This is a genomic window from Pseudomonas sp., from assembly GCF_017744435.1.
Taxonomy (GTDB): Bacteria; Pseudomonadota; Gammaproteobacteria; order Pseudomonadales; family Pseudomonadaceae; genus Aquipseudomonas.
Genome location: NZ_JAGIBG010000039.1, coordinates 34,745 through 49,540 on the forward strand (window position 1 = coordinate 34,745; position 14,796 = coordinate 49,540).

Consider the following 14,796-nt stretch of genomic DNA (forward strand, 5'->3'; position numbering starts at 1 on the left):
GCGGGCCAGGCCGGCCGGGCTCGTTCGCCACCGGATCACCCCGCCCGGTTGAAAGTCGAAATCGTCTCGAGGCAGGTCTCCTGGCTTGCACCGTTCCAGCCCGGTAAAGAGTCTGGCGGGATGACGCCTTCCCGCGCGTTGGCGCAGTGGCTGTGTCGATCCGTTGTCGGTGCCTACAGTTGCGGGGGCAGCCGCGGCTTGTACCGCGTTCCCGTCTTAGCTTCGGCAGGGCCGAAGAACCTCGAAGACGCAAGGCTACGCGGGGGGTGGCGGGTGGTCAACTGGCAGGTGTCCGCCAAAGGAACCAGCAGCATGCCCTGCTGCCTGATATTTCAGCTTATCTATACAACACAAGCGCCATACAACTGCTGCCCCCTCGACATGGAGCCGGCATGAAGAAAACCCCGCTAAGCCAACGCAAGGACGATCACCTGGATATCGTATTGGCCGCCGGCACCACCGCCCATACCGTGGACCCTGGCTGGTCAGCACTGCGCTTCGAACATTGTGCATTGCCGGAAATGGCCCTGGACGACATCGACCTGGGCACCGAACTTTTCGGCCAAGCACTACGCGCCCCACTGCTGATAAGCTCCATGACCGGTGGCGCCGAACGCGCACGCTTCATCAACCAGCACCTCGCCGAAGCCGCCCAGGCGCTGGGCATCGCCATGGGCGTAGGCTCGCAGCGGGTCAGCCTGCGCAGCGGCCAGGACCAGGGCCTGACCGGCGAGCTGCGCCGCCTGGCACCGGATGTGCCGCTACTGGCCAACCTAGGCGCGGCCCAGCTGCGAGAGGCCGACGGCCTGGACCTGGCACGCCGCGCCGTCGACACCCTGCGGGCCAATGCCCTGATCATCCACCTGAACCCACTGCAGGAGGCCGTACAGCCAGAAGGCGATCGTGACTGGCGCGGGGTGCTGAAACGCATCGAAACCCTGACCACCCAGTTGCCAGAACCAGTGATCGTCAAGGAAGTCGGTGCCGGCATTTCTCCCCGCGTGGCGCGCATGCTCCACGACGCTGGCGTAGCCATGATCGACGTGGCTGGTGCCGGCGGCACCAGCTGGGCAGCCGTGGAAGCCGAGCGCGCCGGCAACGCCGCAGAACGCGAAGTCGCCCTGGCGTTTGCCGACTGGGGCATCCCGACCGCGCAGTGCCTGCTGGCGGTACGCCGTGCCGTACCGGAAATCGGCCTGATCGCTTCCGGCGGCGTGGCCAACGGCGTCGATGCCGCCAAGGCCATTCGCCTCGGTGCCGACCTGGTAGGCCAGGCCGCCAATGTACTGAATGCGGCAATGATCTCCACCCAGGCCGTGGTGGAACATTTCGATATTCTCCTGCGTCAGTTGCGCATCGCCTGCTTCTGTACCGGCTCGCGCAACCTTGCGCAACTGCGCCGTGCGCGCTTGCTGCCGGGCAACCTGACGCCGCCATGACGCTGGCTGCTGTGGCATGATCAGCGGCTCACTTCCCTCGGGCCCCTGTGCATGCTGATCGACGAAGAACTGACCCTGAAAAAGCTCGAAACCTTCCTCGCCTTCATGCGCAGCGGCAACCTCGGCCGCGCCGCCGCCGAGCTGTCCACCAGCGCAGTCAGCGTGCACCGCGCCATCCACTCCCTGGAAAGCGCCCTGCGCTGCCCGTTGTTCAAACACGAAGGCCGCCAGCTGATCCCGCTGGAAAGCGCCTACGTGCTGGAGAAGAAAGCCCGCCAACTGATCCAGGACGCCGAGCAGATGGTGCGCCAGACCCGCGAGGCGGCCGGTTTCTATGCCGAACGCTTCCGCCTTGGCGCGCTGTATTCGCTGACCGTCAAGACTGTGCCAAAGCTGGTGATGGGCCTGAAGCTGCGGCGCAGCGAACTGAACATCGACCTGACCCTGGGCTCCAACGTCGACCTGCTGCAACGCCTGAAAAACCACGAGCTGGAAGCGATTCTGGTGTCACTGGACGAAAGCGTCGCGGACCCGGCATGCGAGCAGCTGCCGCTGTTCTCCGACGACATTTTCCTTGCCGTGCCGACCGATTCACCGTTCGCCGAGCAGCAGGAAGTGGACCTGGCGGACCTGGCCGACTCCACCTTCATCACCCTGACCCAGGGCTTCGCCACCCACCGCGACGGCGCACGGGTGTTCCAGCAGGCCGGGTTCGAGCCGAAGGTGGCGATGCAGGTGAACGACATCTTTACCTTGCTGAGCATGGTCAGTTCGGGGGTTGGCTTCGCGCTGCTGCCGGGGCGGATCGCAGCGGTTTACGAGAACCGCGTGAAGTTGATTGCACTGCAATCGCGCTACCGGCTGCAGCAGCATATCGGTGTGGTGTTTCTGAAGGCCCGGGAACGAGAGCCCAATTTGCTGGCTTTGTTAGCTGAATGCCGGATGTACAGCCGGGAAAATTGAGTTGGACCATTCACGGCAGAGATAGCGCCTGCACGCTCACGCGTTACATCCTGTTACGCCTAGCCGCTGAAAAAATCAGATTTAGCCCCTTCCTTGTAGGACCTTTCCCAAAGATACTGCCGACGCCCATTTTTCGTTGCACATGATCAACGTGGATCCTAGTCTCGGCCGGTCGCTGCCAATTCAGCGACCGACCTTGACGGGCCGTAGATTGTTGTTCGTGTGCATACGCTTATGGCGGCTGTACGTACGGGCACATTGAGTGCGCCGAGTGCCAACAATCTCGGTCCGTCAACCTGCGTACAGTTGCCACTCTCCATGCTTGACGGCTGATCGGTGTGCAGCTCAACCATTGTTGGAGCGTAAGCATGCTGAAGATAGTCCCCGATCCACCCTACAATCTCCACTCCCTCGAAGACACACTGATGATGGCGGCCGACTACGCACTTTGCGCAGAAGTCGTTGCCCAGCAGGCGATGTTGATGCAGCCCAAATCACCCGTGTCGTTGTTGATCATGACGTCAATGCACGAATTGGATTCCCTGCGCAAATTGCTCGAATCGGCGCTAACTCAAATCCAGAAGCCAGCCGATCCGCACTCGCTGCATTAATCCGCATCATGATGAGCCTGGCCCGACGCTTTCGCAGGGTTGTCGGCGGCAGGGCCAGCCCAGGCAGTTACAACTTCAGGGGGATCAAGCCATGGCCACCGAAGAAACCCAATTCACAGTCGGCAAAACCACCTTCTTCCAAGGTGAAAACCAGACCCATCCCCTTTTCCGTATCGAACCCGGAATCCCTTGCCAAAGCGCCCGTGAACAGGCCTCTGAACTGATGGGCTATGTTCGCGACCTGACCATCGACGGGCTCATGGAAGACAAACCTCAGCTGCTCTGGGCCTCGCACTACCTCAGCGCCCTGGCCAAGGCGCTGCTCGATGATGCCGAACTGGGCATGATGAAAACGCCTTGATCACCAACTTCCAGGCATGCGCTTGTACTTGTGGGAGCCGCGCTTGCCGGCGATGGGCCGCGAAGCGGCCCCGGCAATTTATGCAACAACCTTGAAATCGCGGGGCCGCTTTGCGGCCCATCGCCGGCAAGCGCGGCTCCCACAGGGAACGCGCCACTAGCCAACCAATCCTCTGACACAGAAATACAGTATCGAAGGCCCCATCAAACACCCTAACCCGGTATGGAAGGTGGCAGTCAGCGCACCATAAGGCACCAAGCGCCGATCAGTAGCCGCCAACCCGGCAGTCACCCCCGACACCGTCCCCGCCAACCCACCAAACACCATCGCCGAACGCGGATTGTCCAACGCCAGCAACCGCGCCGAAACCGGCGTGAACACCATCACCAGAATCGCCTTGATCAACCCGGTGGCAATCGACAGCGCCACCACATCTGAACTCGCCCCCAACGCCGCCCCGGTCACTGGCCCGACGATATAGGTCACCGCCCCGGCGCCAATGGTGGTCATGCTCACTGCGTCCCTATAACCAAAGGCATAAGCCACAGCACAACCGACGATAAACGGCAGCACGGTGCCAAGCAGCAGCGACAGCGCACCGATCAGCCCGGCCTTGCGTGCTTCGGTGGCTTGCACCTCGAATGCCGTGGCGACAATGGCAAAGTCGCGTAGCATGGCCCCGCCCATCAGGCCGATGCCAGAGAACAGCGCCATGTCGGCCAGACCCTTCTGCCCACCGGTCACTGTCCCGCCGACCCAGGCCAGCACCAGGCCGATGACGATGGCGATCGCCGAGCCGTGCACCCGGCCAAAGGTCAGGTACTTCGACAGCAATACCGACAACCACATGATCCCGCCGACCACCGCGAAGGCGGTGATCAGGCCATTGTGTTCCAGGGCATTGTCAATGATCGGCCACATGATCAGCGCCCTCCTGCAGGGGCAACCTGCGTATTGGCAACTTCAGGTGCATCAAGCGCCGGCAAGGGTTCGCCGCGATGGCTGCGGCTGATTACGGCAATGGTCAGCCCGCACACCAGCACCGCACCGATTGCCGCCAGCAGCGCCACAGGCCCGCCGTGCAGGGCGGTGACCACGTTCTGCTGGGCGGCCATCGCCACCACCACCGGGATGTACATGGCGCCCCAGAAGCCGACGCCGAACTCGCACTCCTTGCTCATACCGCCGTTGCGGTGCATGTACAGCCGTGCGCAGATCAGCAGGATCATGGCGATGCCAACCCCGCCCACATTGGATTTGACGCCCAGCAGCACGCCCAGGAAGTCGCCGACGATAACGCCAGCCAGCGTGCATACCGCCAGCAGAGCCACACCATAGATGATCATTGTTGTTGTCCTCAGCTTGAGTCGAAGTTGCTTGTTGTTGTTCTTCGAGTTGCAGCGCCGTCATCGGTTGTCGGCCACCTCCTGGCGCAGCAGCGCGTCAACGGTGTCCCAGCGGGTGGCTTCGAGGGCAACCACCCTGCCCTGTTCGAACACCGGGCAAGCCAGGCCGCTGAGCACGCTGCCCGGCGGCATTTCCAGGTGCAGACGCACGCCACGTTCATAGGCGTTGCGCAACGTAGCACGCCAGTCGACCAGCCGGGCCATGTTGCCGGCCAGGTCATCGCGCAGGCGCTGTGGATCGAAGATCGGCCGCGCATTGCTGCCGCTCAGGTAGGTGATGCGCGGGCGCCGCAGTTCGACGCTGGCGAACGCAGCCGCCAGCTCGGCGGCCGGGCCGGCGAGCAATGCGCAGTGGGATGGCACGCTCACCGCCAGGCGCCGGGCCACGCCCTGGCCGCGGGCACGTGCCCTGGCGGCGACCTCGGCCATGGCCGTGTCGCTGCCGGCGATGACGATCTGGTTATCGCTGTTGAGGTTGGCCAGGTACACCTCGCCGCCCACGTCCTCCAGCAGGCGTTCGACACTGCTCAAGTCGAGGCCGCTGAGGGCGGTCATGCCGTATCCCTGTGGGTAGGCCCGCTGCATCAACTCGCCACGCAAGGCCACCAGGCGCACCGCATCGGCAAACTGCAGTGCCCCGGCTGTCACGGCAGCGGGATAAGCACCGATGGACAGGCCGGCCACAAAGTCCGGCGCCGGGCTGCGCTGCTGCAGCCAGCGCGCCCAGGCCACCCCGGCCAGCAGCAGGCACAGTTGCACGGCACGGGTCGACTGCAAGGCCGGCGTAGTGTCGAGGGTCGCTACCTGCTCGCCCAGTGCATCACTGGCTTCTTCCAGCAGCAGCGCGGCGCCCTCGGGCAGGCGCTGCAGCATGCCTGCCTGTTGCGCGCCCTGGCCTGGGAAAGCGAACAGGCTGCTCACGCTGCACACTCCAGCGCATTCCAAGGGTCGGCGACTAGGCGTGCACCCTGGGCTGATTTCAGCAACACCCGGCGCGCCAGGCCAGCCCACTCGCGCAGGGCCACAGCACCGGCTGGCGTCTCAAGTTGCACATCGATACGGCACGGGCCGCAATCGAGAATATCCAGCAACTCGCACGCCTTCGCACGCGCCATGAACTGTGGCGTGCGCACCAGCAGGTCGAGGTCACTGGTGCCATGCACGACATTGCAGCCGGTGGCCAACTGGTAGCCGACCCCTCCCGTCGGCCCCCAAGCCAGGCCGCAGGCATCGAGCACAGGTGCCACCGAGACCAGCGCCCGCAAGGCTGGCCAGGGACTCTGCCCCGCCCCGCGCAATGCCTCGGGGCTTAGCTGCCGCTGGATATCGCGCACACGCATGTGCACACCCAGGCGCTGCTCCCGCCCCTGCCCACGCACGCCCACTGCCACCCAGCCGCTGTCGCAGGCGGCACGCCGCACCACCACCGGCTGCCCGGCTGCCAATGCCCGCACGGCCCAGGCAGGCGCATCGGCAGGCAGGTCGGCCGGGGGCATGCCCCAGAGCAGGTCATGTGGCTGCGGCAGGTTCATCTCAGGCCTCCTGCCACTGGCTGCGCAGGCGGGCGCGCACGTCGCGGGAGGCGCTGCGGTGTCCACCGTTCAGGCGTGACTTGAGGTCAGTCGAATGGCCAATATCTCGCACAGCCTCGGCCAGGCAGGCGCGTACCTGGGCAATGTCAGCGGCACTCGGTGCATCGGCGCTCTCGACCTGGAGGCGCCGCCAAAGCAAGCCCAGCGACGCGTAACTGGCGAGGTCATAGGCCATCGGTGGTACCTCGGCGGCCAGTACCTCCAGTTGTTCGACACTGCGCAAGGTGATCCGCGCTGCGGCCGCCTTGCCCATGGCATGCACCATCACACCGCTGTCATCCAGGGCGATCAGCCTCTGCGCCTGATAACCGTGGGCAAGGAAGGCGCCGGACATGGCCTTGCCGACCAGCAAGCCAATCACCGGGTGCCCGGCCAGGCGCGCCTGGGCGTAGGCCTGCACGGCGGCTGCCAGTGCCTGGTGGATACCCAGAGCTTCCTCGCGACGGCCATAGGCCTGGCTCGGCACATCGATGACGGCGACGATGGCCCGTTTCTCGCCCTCGCGGTCCAACTCGACCGCCTCACTCACCGCCTTGGCCAGGCCCCAGCCTTCGAGCAGGCCGACTTCGCCAGCACGCGCCCGTGGGAACGGGTTGTGCGCGTCGGGTACCACGGCAATGAAGCGCGCCAGGCGATTGTCCAGTTCGCCATCGATCACCCGCAGTGAAGCGGGATAGCCCGACAGCGCTTCGCCAGCGGCCAGGCCCGGCAGCCAGTTCAGGGCACGGTTCATGGGGCATCTCCTTGGTAGAGGGCGCGCACGGCGGCGGCGTCCAGTTGCGGGCAGTCGACGCCCAGGCTGGCCAGGCGCTCCAGGTACCAGGCGTGGCAGCCGGCGCGATTGGCCGATGGCGTTTCCAGCAGTTGCAGCAAGTGTTGGCGGATGCTGTCGACGTCATCCGCCACATAACCGTCCACCAGGCCGCTGGCGTGACGTTGTTCGCCCCCGGTCAGGCTCCAGATGAACGGGCGGTCCTTGGCGTCGTACTCGGCGATACCGGCCTCCTGCTCGATCACTTGCGGGCCGTTGAGGCCAAGGCGAGCTTCGCGGGTGACCAACAGGTGGCTGCACAGGCCGGCGGCGATGGACATGCCACCGAAGCAGCCAACCGAGCCTGCGATCAGGCCGATTACCGGTTGGTGGCCGCGCAGCTCGACGATCGCCGCCTGGATCTCGGCAATGGCCGCCAGGCCAAGGTTGGCCTCTTGCAGGCGCACGCCACCGGTCTCCAGCAACAGCACGGCGCAGGTGGGAATGCCGTTGCGGTTGTCCTCGATGGCCAACTCCAGAGCGCCGGCGATCTTGGCACCGCCGACCTCGCCCATACTGCCGCCCTGGAACGCGCCTTCGATGGCGGCAATTACCGTATTGCGGCCATTGAGCAGGCCCTTGGCGATGACCACACCGTCGTCGGCCTGGGGCACGATGCCCTGGCGTGGCAGCCACGGAGACATCAGGCGGTCGAACGGGCCGAGCAGTTCACGGAAGCTGCCAGCATCGAGCAAGGCACGGGCGCGCTGGCGGGCGCCGAGTTCGACGAAGCTGCGGCTTTGCAGCAGGCGGGCGATGTCAGTCATGGGCAATCTCCTCGAAACCTTGCTCCAGGCGCAGGCGCACCACGCCAGGGGTAGCACCGAAGTCGTGGATGTCGATCTTCACCGCAGGCAGCGTGCGGCCTTCGAACAGGCGCTGGAACAGCTGCTGCCAGCGTGCGCTGCTGCCGTTGACCGAGGTGACCACCTGGATCTCCAGGCGCCCGGCGTTGCCGGGCTCGATCAGCACTTCCAGGTCGCCGGAGCTGACGCAGCCGACCAAGGTGCGGCCACGGCCAGGCTCGGCGGCGGGGAATTGAAAGTTCAGGGTTTCCATTTCACAGGCTCCCGGCTTTGTCGAGGAACAGGCAGGCGGCCAGCAGGTCGGCGGCGCCGCCCGGTGAGGCGTTCAGTTGCAGCAGTTGTGCGTCCAGCAGGCGCAACTGACGACGGCCATCGAGGCTGGCGCAGCCGCCCGCTTGCAGCACCGCACGAGCGCCTGCCTGTAGGGTTTGCAGGCCTTGCGGGCCGGCGCGCCAGAGCACACAGGTGTCACTGAGGGCGGCCATGATTGCCAGCAAGGCATCCAGCCGGGCGTGGCTTTCGCTGGCGCCGGCGGCGCGGCTGCGGCGCAGTTGTGGCAGGCCGTGTTCGAGCACGGCGGGGAAGCCTTGCTGGGCCTGTTCGCGGGCACCGCTGGCGCCGTAGCGGTGGCGGACCTGGGTGCCGTGGCTTTCCTGAACAGGGGTTGCCGGGTCGTCGATCAGGGCGATGCGGCCGGCACGTGCGGCTACCGCCTGGGGATCGGCCTTGGCATCGAGCGCTTGCGCGGCCACCAGCAGGCCAAGGGCCCAGATCGCACCGCGATGGGTGTTGATGCCGCCCGTGGTGGCGAGCATGGCCTGTTCGCCTTCACGGCCGATGCGGCCCAGTTCGGCGCGCAGCGGCGGGCCAATTTCGCCATGGGCCTGCGCAGCTTCGGCCATTTGCCGCAGGCAAGGCCACAAGGCCAGCGCCGAGGCGTGCATCAGGGCCAAGGTCATGTCGGTGTGGGCGCCACTGCTGCGGCGGTCGACCAGGCCTGGTTTGGGGGACAGGTCGGCTTCGTCGATCAGGGCCTCGGTGGCCAGGTCGGCCAACTGATCAGCCAGGGAGATATCCGTTTGCTGTGCTGGCCCCTTCGCGGCGGTTCGGCGCTCCGACATGCCCGCTCCCACAGGGACCGCGCCGAACTGGAGTTCACTACTAACCCTGTGGGAGCGAGCGTGCTCGCGAAGAAGCTGGTGCGGTTTCAAGTCGTGCGCATTCATCACCAGCTCCTGAACCGTGCGGGCGGGTTGTAGAGGCCGCCGGACCATTCCACCAGGTCGGCGATGCTGCGCGCGGCGAGCAACTCGCGGCTGGCGTCGGTGCGGCGGATACCGAGGTCCTCGGGCAAGGCGATCAGGCCTTGCTGGCGCAGGCGCTGGGTGTCCCTGGGGTCGTGGCGCAGGCCGATGGCGGTCACCCCGGCCACGGCGGCGATCATCTGCTGGCGCTCCTCCAAGGTGCGCGCCTTGTACAGGTAGGCGATGCCTTCTTCGGTGAGCAAGTGGGTGACGTCGTCGCCGTAGATCATCACCGGCGCCAGCGGCATGCCGGCTTTCTTCGCCACCTCCACGGCGTCGAGGGTTTCGACGAAGGTGGGTTTGCCGCCTTCCTGGTAGGTCTCGACCATCTGCACCACCAGCTTGCGGCCACGTTCAAGCATCGTCTCGGGCACGGTCATGTCGAGCCAGGCCGGGGTCGCATGGCGCCGGCCGCGGGGGTCATGGCCCATGTTCGGCGCCCCGCCAAAGCCCGCCAGGCGGCCTCGGGTGACGGTCGAAGAATGGCCGTCGCCATCGACCTGCAAGGTGGCGCCGATGAACAGGTCGACTGCGTACTGCCCGGCCAGCTGGCACATCATGCGGTTGGACCGCAACGAGCCATCGCGGCCGGTGAAGAACACGTCCGGGCGCTGGGCGATGTAGTCCTCCATGCCCAGCTCGGTACCAAAGCAGTGCACGCTCTCGACCCAGCCGGTCTCGATGGCCGGGATCAACGTCGGGTGCGGGTTGAGCGTCCAGTTGCGGCAGATTTTGCCTTTGAGGCCCAGCGACTCACCGTAGGTCGGCAGAATCAGCTCGATGGCGGCGGTGTTGAAGCCGATGCCGTGGTTCAGCGACTGCACCTGGTGTTTTTCGTAGATGCCACGGATCGCCATCATCGCCATCAGCACGTGCACCGGCTTGATATGGCGCGGGTCACGGGTAAACAGCGGCTCGATGTAGAACGGCTGGTCGGCGACCACCACGAAGTCGACCCAGGACGCCGGAATGTCCACCCGTGGCAGGTCGTCGACGCGGTCCACCAGCTGGTTGACCTGGGCGATCACCAGGCCGTCGCTGAAGGCCGCAGGCTCGACCAGCGCCGGGGTGTCTTCGGTGCTGGGGCCGGTGTACAGGTTGCCGTCGCGATCGGCCATGAAACCGGCGACCAGCGTGACATTGGGTATCAGGTCGACCAGCAGCCGCGAGTACAACTCGATGTAGGTGTGGATTGCACCGACTTCCAGCAGGCCGTCTTCCAGCAGTTGGCCGATACGCAGGCTCTGCGGGCCGGCGAAGGAGAAGTCGAGCTTGCGGGCGATACCGCGTTCGAACAGGTCCAGGTGCTCGGCGCGGCTGACGCTGGGCATGATCATGTGCAGGTCGTGCAGGCGCTCGGGGTCCGCCTTGGCCAGCGAGCGCGAGAGGAAGTCGGCCTGCTTCTGGTTGTTGCCTTCGAGCACCACCCGGTCGCCCGGGGCGATCAGCAGTTCAAGCGCTTCGACGATCCGCTCGGTGGGCAGCACCACACCGTCGGCCAGGTGACGGACGCGGTCCAGGCGGCGCTGCTTCTCGGCGCGTCGCCTGGACCATTGCGGCGGTGGATTCTTCGTTATGGTCATTGGGTGACTCCACGGGTTCGCTGTCGTGGGGGCACATTAGGGCGAGCGCGATTGGGGGATCAATCAAGCTGGAGGGCTGATCGTTACGGTCATCGTAATGATCGGCCGGATAGGGCCTTGGGCAATACCTTGCTAGAGTGGCTGTACACAGCCCGGTGTGCGCCACCTATACGACAAAAACGCACGATGCCCCTGCAGATTTGTCGATTGTACAAGGCAAATTCGCATGCCAGGATCCAGCGATCCTCCAGCGCACTCCAGACTTCACTTGGAAAATCAATAACAAAGCAGGGAGAACGCGATGACCGCGCACGCTCATACCTCGGCAACGGCTCATGTACTGGCCGAGGTCCGCAACCAGATTGGCCACCTCACCCTCAACCGCCCTGCCGGCCTCAACGCCCTGACCCTGGACATGGTGCGCAGCCTGCGCCAGCACTTCGACCAATGGGCCGAAGACCCACAGGTGCAGGCCGTGGTGCTGCGCGGCGAAGGCCCCAAGGGCTTCTGCGCCGGTGGCGATATCCGCTCGCTGCACGACAGCTACAAGGCTGGCGAAACCTTGCACGAGGATTTCTTCGTCGAGGAATACGCCCTGGACCTGGCCATCCACCGCTACCGCAAGCCGGTGCTGGTACTGATGGACGGTTTCACCCTCGGTGGCGGCATGGGCCTGGCCCAGGGCTGCGACCTGCGCATCGTCACCGAACGCAGCCGCCTGGGCATGCCTGAGGTCGGCATCGGTTACTTCCCGGACGTCGGCGGCAGCTACTTCCTCTCGCGCATCCCGGGCGAACTGGGCACCTACCTGGGCGTCAGCGGCGCCCAGATCCAGGCCGCCGATGCGCTGTACTGCGGGCTGGCCGACTGGTACCTGGCCAGCGACAAGCTTGCCGCGCTGGATGAAGGCCTGGATACGCTGCGTTTCGGCGACCACCCGCTCAAGGACCTGCAGAACCTGCTGGCCAGGCTTGGCAGCCAGGTGCTGGACGATGCGCCGCTGGAAAAGCTGCGCCCGGTCATCGACCACTTCTTCGCCCAGCCCGACCTGGCGGCGATCATCGAGCAACTGCGCGCGGTGAGCATCGGCGACAGCCACCAGTGGGCGTTGGCGACCGCCGAACAGCTGGAAAGCCGCTCGCCGCTGGCCATGGCGGTTACCCTGGAGATGCTGCGCCGCGGTCGCCACCTGGCGCTGGAAGACTGCTTCGCCATGGAGCTGCACATCGACCGCCAGTGGTTCCAGTACGGCGACATCATCGAGGGCGTGCGCGCCCTGATCATCGACAAGGACAAGCAGCCGCGCTGGAACCCGCCGACCCTGGCCGGGCTGTCGCGCCAGCGGGTCGACCAATTCTTCGAAGGCCTGTGAGCCCGGGAGTACACCGATGCAAGACCTGGAACTGAGCGAAGAACAGATCATGATCCGCGACATGGCCCGGGACTTCGCCCGTGGCGAGATCGCGCCCCATGCCCAGGCCTGGGAAAAGGCCGGCTGGATCGACGATGGTGTGGTGCGCAAGATGGGCGAGCTGGGCCTGCTCGGCATGGTCGTGCCCGAAGACTTCGGCGGCAGCTACACCGACTACGTGGCCTATGCCCTGGCCGTCGAGGAAATCGCCGCCGGCTGCGGCGCCACCGGCGCGATGATGAGCATCCACAATTCGGTTGGCTGCGGCCCCCTGCTCGCCTACGGCACCCCCGAACAGCAGCAGGCCTGGCTGCCACGCCTGGCCACTGGCGAGGTGATTGGCTGCTTCTGCCTGACCGAGCCACAGGCAGGCTCCGAAGCGCACAACCTGCGTACCCGCGCCGAGCTGGTCAATGGCGAATGGGTCATCAATGGGTCCAAACAGTTCGTCAGCAACGCCCGCCGTGCCGGGCTGGCGATCGTCTTCGCCGTCACCGACCCGGAGCTGGGCAAGAAAGGCCTGTCGGCCTTCCTGGTGCCCACCGACAACCCCGGGTTCAAGGTTGACCGCAGCGAACACAAGATGGGCATCCGCGCCTCCGACACCTGCGCGGTGACCTTCGACAACTGCCGCATTCCGGCGGCCAATATCCTCGGTGAGCGCGGCAAGGGCCTGGCCATCGCCTTGTCCAACCTCGAAGGCGGGCGTATCGGCATCGCCGCCCAGGCACTGGGCATCGCCCGTGCCGCGTTCGAGGCGGCGCTGGTGTACTCGCGCGACCGCATCCAGTTCGGCAAGCCGATCAACGAGCACCAGAGCATCGCCAACCTGCTGGCCGACATGCAGGTGCAGGTGAACGCTGCGCGTTTGTTGATCCTGCATGCCGCGCGGCTGCGCACGGCGGGCAAGCCGTGCCTGTCGGAGGCATCGCAGGCCAAGCTGTTCGCTTCGGAAATGGCCGAGCGGGTGTGCTCGATGGCGATTCAGGTGCACGGCGGGTATGGCTACCTGGAGGACTACCCGGTCGAGCGCTACTACCGCGATGCGCGCATTACCCAGATCTACGAGGGGTCAAGCGAGATCCAGCGCATGCTGATCGCCCGTGAACTCAAGCACTACCCCTTGTAAGCCCCATCAGTGGCGCTGCCTGAGGGTTTCCGAAGGCAGCTCGCCAAACCGCTGGCGATACACCTCGGAGAACCGCCCGAGGTGCAGGAAGCCGTAATCCATGGCCAGTTCGGTCACGCTGCGCACTGCGCAACTGCCATCGCTCAGGCACGCATGCACCCGCTCCAGCTTGCGCTGGCGCACATACTGCTTGGGCGTGGTGCCCAGCTGGCGGTCGAACAGCGCATACAGTGAACGCAGGCTCATGCAGGCTTGCTCCGCCAACGCCTCTGCGGTCAGCTCCAGCTTGAGATTGCGCTCGATGTAATCGAGGATCCGCTCCAGGCTCGCACCCGGCGTACCCAGGCTTTCGCGGCGGATGTTGGTGCTCATCAGGGTCATCAGCTTGCTGGCGACGATCTGGCTGTAGTGCCCTTGCACCCGCGGCAGCGAATCACTGACCTCGGCTTCGTGACAGACCATGGCCAGCAGGTTGACGAAGCCATCCAGCTCTTCCAGCCGGTAGTGGTTGCGCAGGAAGCGCACGCCGCCGTCCGGCCGCTGCCAGCGCTGCTCGTCGCAAATGGTGTCGAGCAGCCGGGTCGGCACCTTGAGGATGAATTTCTCGCAGTCTTCGGAATAGGTCAGGTCGACCGGGTCGTCCGGGTTGATCAGCAGCAGTTCGCCCGGCACCAGGTGATGCTCACGCTGGTGCCCGCGCCACAGGCAGTTGCCGTTGAGCAGCACTTGCAGGTGGTAGATGGATTCCAGCGCCGGCGAAGTAACCCGCACGCTGCCGCCGTAGCTGATGCGGCAAAGGTCGAGTTCGGCGAATTTGCGGTGGCTGAGGCTGGCCTGTGGGTGGGTGGTACGCGACAGGCCGATGCAGTGCTGGCCGACGTGCTGGTTGACGTAGTCGGACACCGCATAGGGGTCGGCGTGATGGAACACGCTACTGCGCTCGCTCAGCAGGCGGCTTTCCATAGGCTAGGCACTCGGCATCGTTATTGTTCTGGGCGCCGCTTCCTACTGGCCCTGGGCTCGTGGTTGCGGTCGTTCACGGTCATTCTATCGGGCTGGGGTCAGGGTTTCGGGGGCAACTGACCACTGGCGCACAAGTGACACACTAAGCAAAAAGGCGGGGGTTGGGCAATGAGATGTTCGGATTGGGTGGGCGAATAGCGGACAGAGAGGTGGTGGTTGTTGGGCGATAATCGAACGGATTTGCGGATTTGTGTTGCCTGTACCGGCCTCTTCGCGGGCACGCCCGCTCCCACAGGAATAGCGTCAGCTTCAGGCTTGCGCGATCTCTGTGGGAGCGGGCGTGCCCGCGAAGAGGCCGGTACAGGCAACACAAATCCGCAAATCCGTTCGATTATCGCCCAACAACCACCACCTCTC

The 14,796-nt window shown here is 65.2% G+C and carries 16 protein-coding genes and 1 riboswitch; of the genes, 6 read left to right on the forward strand and 10 right to left on the reverse strand.

The window, feature by feature from the left end; translation table 11 throughout:
* Positions 1-52: 52 nt before the first annotated feature.
* Positions 53-259: riboswitch (cobalamin riboswitch) on the reverse strand.
* Positions 260-392: 133 nt separating this feature from the next.
* The 4 genes from fni (at position 393) to J7573_RS22280 (ending at position 3,374) form a co-directional block, all read left to right on the forward strand.
* Positions 393-1,439 (forward strand): type 2 isopentenyl-diphosphate Delta-isomerase, encoded by a 1,047-nt coding sequence (fni, locus tag J7573_RS22265; protein ID WP_294340401.1) that lies wholly within the window; start codon positions 393-395, stop codon positions 1,437-1,439.
* Between the two features lie 51 nt (positions 1,440-1,490).
* Entirely contained in the window at positions 1,491-2,402 is a 912-nt protein-coding gene (locus tag J7573_RS22270; RefSeq protein ID WP_294340402.1) for a LysR substrate-binding domain-containing protein, read from the forward strand.
* A 368-nt stretch (positions 2,403-2,770) separates the two neighbouring features.
* Positions 2,771-3,013, forward strand: a complete 243-nt coding sequence (locus tag J7573_RS22275) for a hypothetical protein (RefSeq protein ID WP_294340403.1) — start codon at positions 2,771-2,773, stop codon at positions 3,011-3,013.
* Positions 3,014-3,104: 91 nt separating this feature from the next.
* On the forward strand, positions 3,105-3,374 hold the full coding sequence (locus tag J7573_RS22280; protein WP_294340405.1) for a DUF3077 domain-containing protein: 270 nt from the start codon (positions 3,105-3,107) through the stop codon (positions 3,372-3,374).
* Between the two features lie 156 nt (positions 3,375-3,530).
* Here J7573_RS22280 and madM read toward each other — a convergent pair whose 3' ends face one another.
* From madM to mdcA, 9 genes are all read right to left on the reverse strand, one after another.
* Entirely contained in the window at positions 3,531-4,295 is a 765-nt protein-coding gene (gene madM / locus J7573_RS22285) for a malonate transporter subunit MadM (RefSeq protein ID WP_294340406.1), read from the reverse strand.
* A 2-nt stretch (positions 4,296-4,297) separates the two neighbouring features.
* Positions 4,298-4,720: a malonate transporter subunit MadL gene (gene madL, locus J7573_RS22290; protein ID WP_294340408.1), complete on the reverse strand. Its 423-nt coding sequence runs from the start codon at positions 4,718-4,720 to the stop codon at positions 4,298-4,300.
* A gap of 60 nt (positions 4,721-4,780) precedes the next feature.
* Entirely contained in the window at positions 4,781-5,701 is a 921-nt protein-coding gene (gene mdcH / locus J7573_RS22295) for a malonate decarboxylase subunit epsilon (protein ID WP_294340411.1), read from the reverse strand.
* Positions 5,698-6,312, reverse strand: a complete 615-nt coding sequence (locus J7573_RS22300) for a malonate decarboxylase holo-ACP synthase (protein ID WP_294340412.1) — start codon at positions 6,310-6,312, stop codon at positions 5,698-5,700. Before J7573_RS22300 ends, mdcH begins: the two co-directional genes overlap by 4 nt.
* 1 nt (position 6,313) lies before the next feature.
* Positions 6,314-7,105: a biotin-independent malonate decarboxylase subunit gamma gene (gene mdcE, locus J7573_RS22305; RefSeq protein WP_294340414.1), complete on the reverse strand. Its 792-nt coding sequence runs from the start codon at positions 7,103-7,105 to the stop codon at positions 6,314-6,316.
* Positions 7,102-7,950 (reverse strand): biotin-independent malonate decarboxylase subunit beta, encoded by an 849-nt coding sequence (locus J7573_RS22310; RefSeq protein WP_294340416.1) that lies wholly within the window; start codon positions 7,948-7,950, stop codon positions 7,102-7,104. Before J7573_RS22310 ends, mdcE begins: the two co-directional genes overlap by 4 nt.
* Complete coding sequence (locus J7573_RS22315) at positions 7,943-8,242, reverse strand: malonate decarboxylase subunit delta (RefSeq protein WP_294340418.1); 300 nt, start codon at positions 8,240-8,242, stop codon at positions 7,943-7,945. The genes J7573_RS22310 and J7573_RS22315 overlap by 8 nt, the downstream gene beginning before the upstream one ends.
* A 1-nt stretch (position 8,243) precedes the next feature.
* Positions 8,244-9,110, reverse strand: a complete 867-nt coding sequence (locus J7573_RS22320; protein ID WP_294340419.1) for a triphosphoribosyl-dephospho-CoA synthase — start codon at positions 9,108-9,110, stop codon at positions 8,244-8,246.
* Positions 9,111-9,214: 104 nt separating this feature from the next.
* Complete coding sequence (gene mdcA, locus J7573_RS22325) at positions 9,215-10,876, reverse strand: malonate decarboxylase subunit alpha (protein WP_294340428.1); 1,662 nt, start codon at positions 10,874-10,876, stop codon at positions 9,215-9,217.
* Positions 10,877-11,177: 301 nt separating this feature from the next.
* On the opposite strand from mdcA, the gene J7573_RS22330 reads away from it, so the two are divergent.
* Positions 11,178-12,248: an enoyl-CoA hydratase/isomerase family protein gene (locus J7573_RS22330; protein ID WP_294340431.1), complete on the forward strand. Its 1,071-nt coding sequence runs from the start codon at positions 11,178-11,180 to the stop codon at positions 12,246-12,248.
* 16 nt (positions 12,249-12,264) lie between these two features.
* Complete coding sequence (locus tag J7573_RS22335) at positions 12,265-13,416, forward strand: acyl-CoA dehydrogenase family protein (RefSeq protein ID WP_159410252.1); 1,152 nt, start codon at positions 12,265-12,267, stop codon at positions 13,414-13,416.
* Positions 13,417-13,422: 6 nt separating this feature from the next.
* Here J7573_RS22335 and J7573_RS22340 read toward each other — a convergent pair whose 3' ends face one another.
* Complete coding sequence (locus J7573_RS22340) at positions 13,423-14,379, reverse strand: AraC family transcriptional regulator (protein WP_294340433.1); 957 nt, start codon at positions 14,377-14,379, stop codon at positions 13,423-13,425.
* Between the last annotated feature and the right edge of the window lie 417 nt (positions 14,380-14,796).

Coding starts and splice junctions, on each gene's coding strand:
- J7573_RS22340 (WP_294340433.1), bottom strand. CDS start 14,379: ATGGAAAGCCGCCTGCTGAGCGAGCGCAGTAGCGTGTTCCATCACGCC.
- mdcE (WP_294340414.1), bottom strand. CDS start 7,105: ATGAACCGTGCCCTGAACTGGCTGCCGGGCCTGGCCGCTGGCGAAGCG.
- J7573_RS22280 (WP_294340405.1), top strand. CDS start 3,105: ATGGCCACCGAAGAAACCCAATTCACAGTCGGCAAAACCACCTTCTTC.
- J7573_RS22300 (WP_294340412.1), bottom strand. CDS start 6,312: ATGAACCTGCCGCAGCCACATGACCTGCTCTGGGGCATGCCCCCGGCC.
- J7573_RS22330 (WP_294340431.1), top strand. CDS start 11,178: ATGACCGCGCACGCTCATACCTCGGCAACGGCTCATGTACTGGCCGAG.
- madL (WP_294340408.1), bottom strand. CDS start 4,720: ATGATCATCTATGGTGTGGCTCTGCTGGCGGTATGCACGCTGGCTGGC.
- J7573_RS22275 (WP_294340403.1), top strand. CDS start 2,771: ATGCTGAAGATAGTCCCCGATCCACCCTACAATCTCCACTCCCTCGAA.
- J7573_RS22320 (WP_294340419.1), bottom strand. CDS start 9,110: ATGTCGGAGCGCCGAACCGCCGCGAAGGGGCCAGCACAGCAAACGGAT.
- J7573_RS22335 (WP_159410252.1), top strand. CDS start 12,265: ATGCAAGACCTGGAACTGAGCGAAGAACAGATCATGATCCGCGACATG.
- madM (WP_294340406.1), bottom strand. CDS start 4,295: ATGTGGCCGATCATTGACAATGCCCTGGAACACAATGGCCTGATCACC.
- mdcA (WP_294340428.1), bottom strand. CDS start 10,876: ATGACCATAACGAAGAATCCACCGCCGCAATGGTCCAGGCGACGCGCC.
- J7573_RS22270 (WP_294340402.1), top strand. CDS start 1,491: ATGCTGATCGACGAAGAACTGACCCTGAAAAAGCTCGAAACCTTCCTC.
- J7573_RS22310 (WP_294340416.1), bottom strand. CDS start 7,950: ATGACTGACATCGCCCGCCTGCTGCAAAGCCGCAGCTTCGTCGAACTC.
- J7573_RS22315 (WP_294340418.1), bottom strand. CDS start 8,242: ATGGAAACCCTGAACTTTCAATTCCCCGCCGCCGAGCCTGGCCGTGGC.
- fni (WP_294340401.1), top strand. CDS start 393: ATGAAGAAAACCCCGCTAAGCCAACGCAAGGACGATCACCTGGATATC.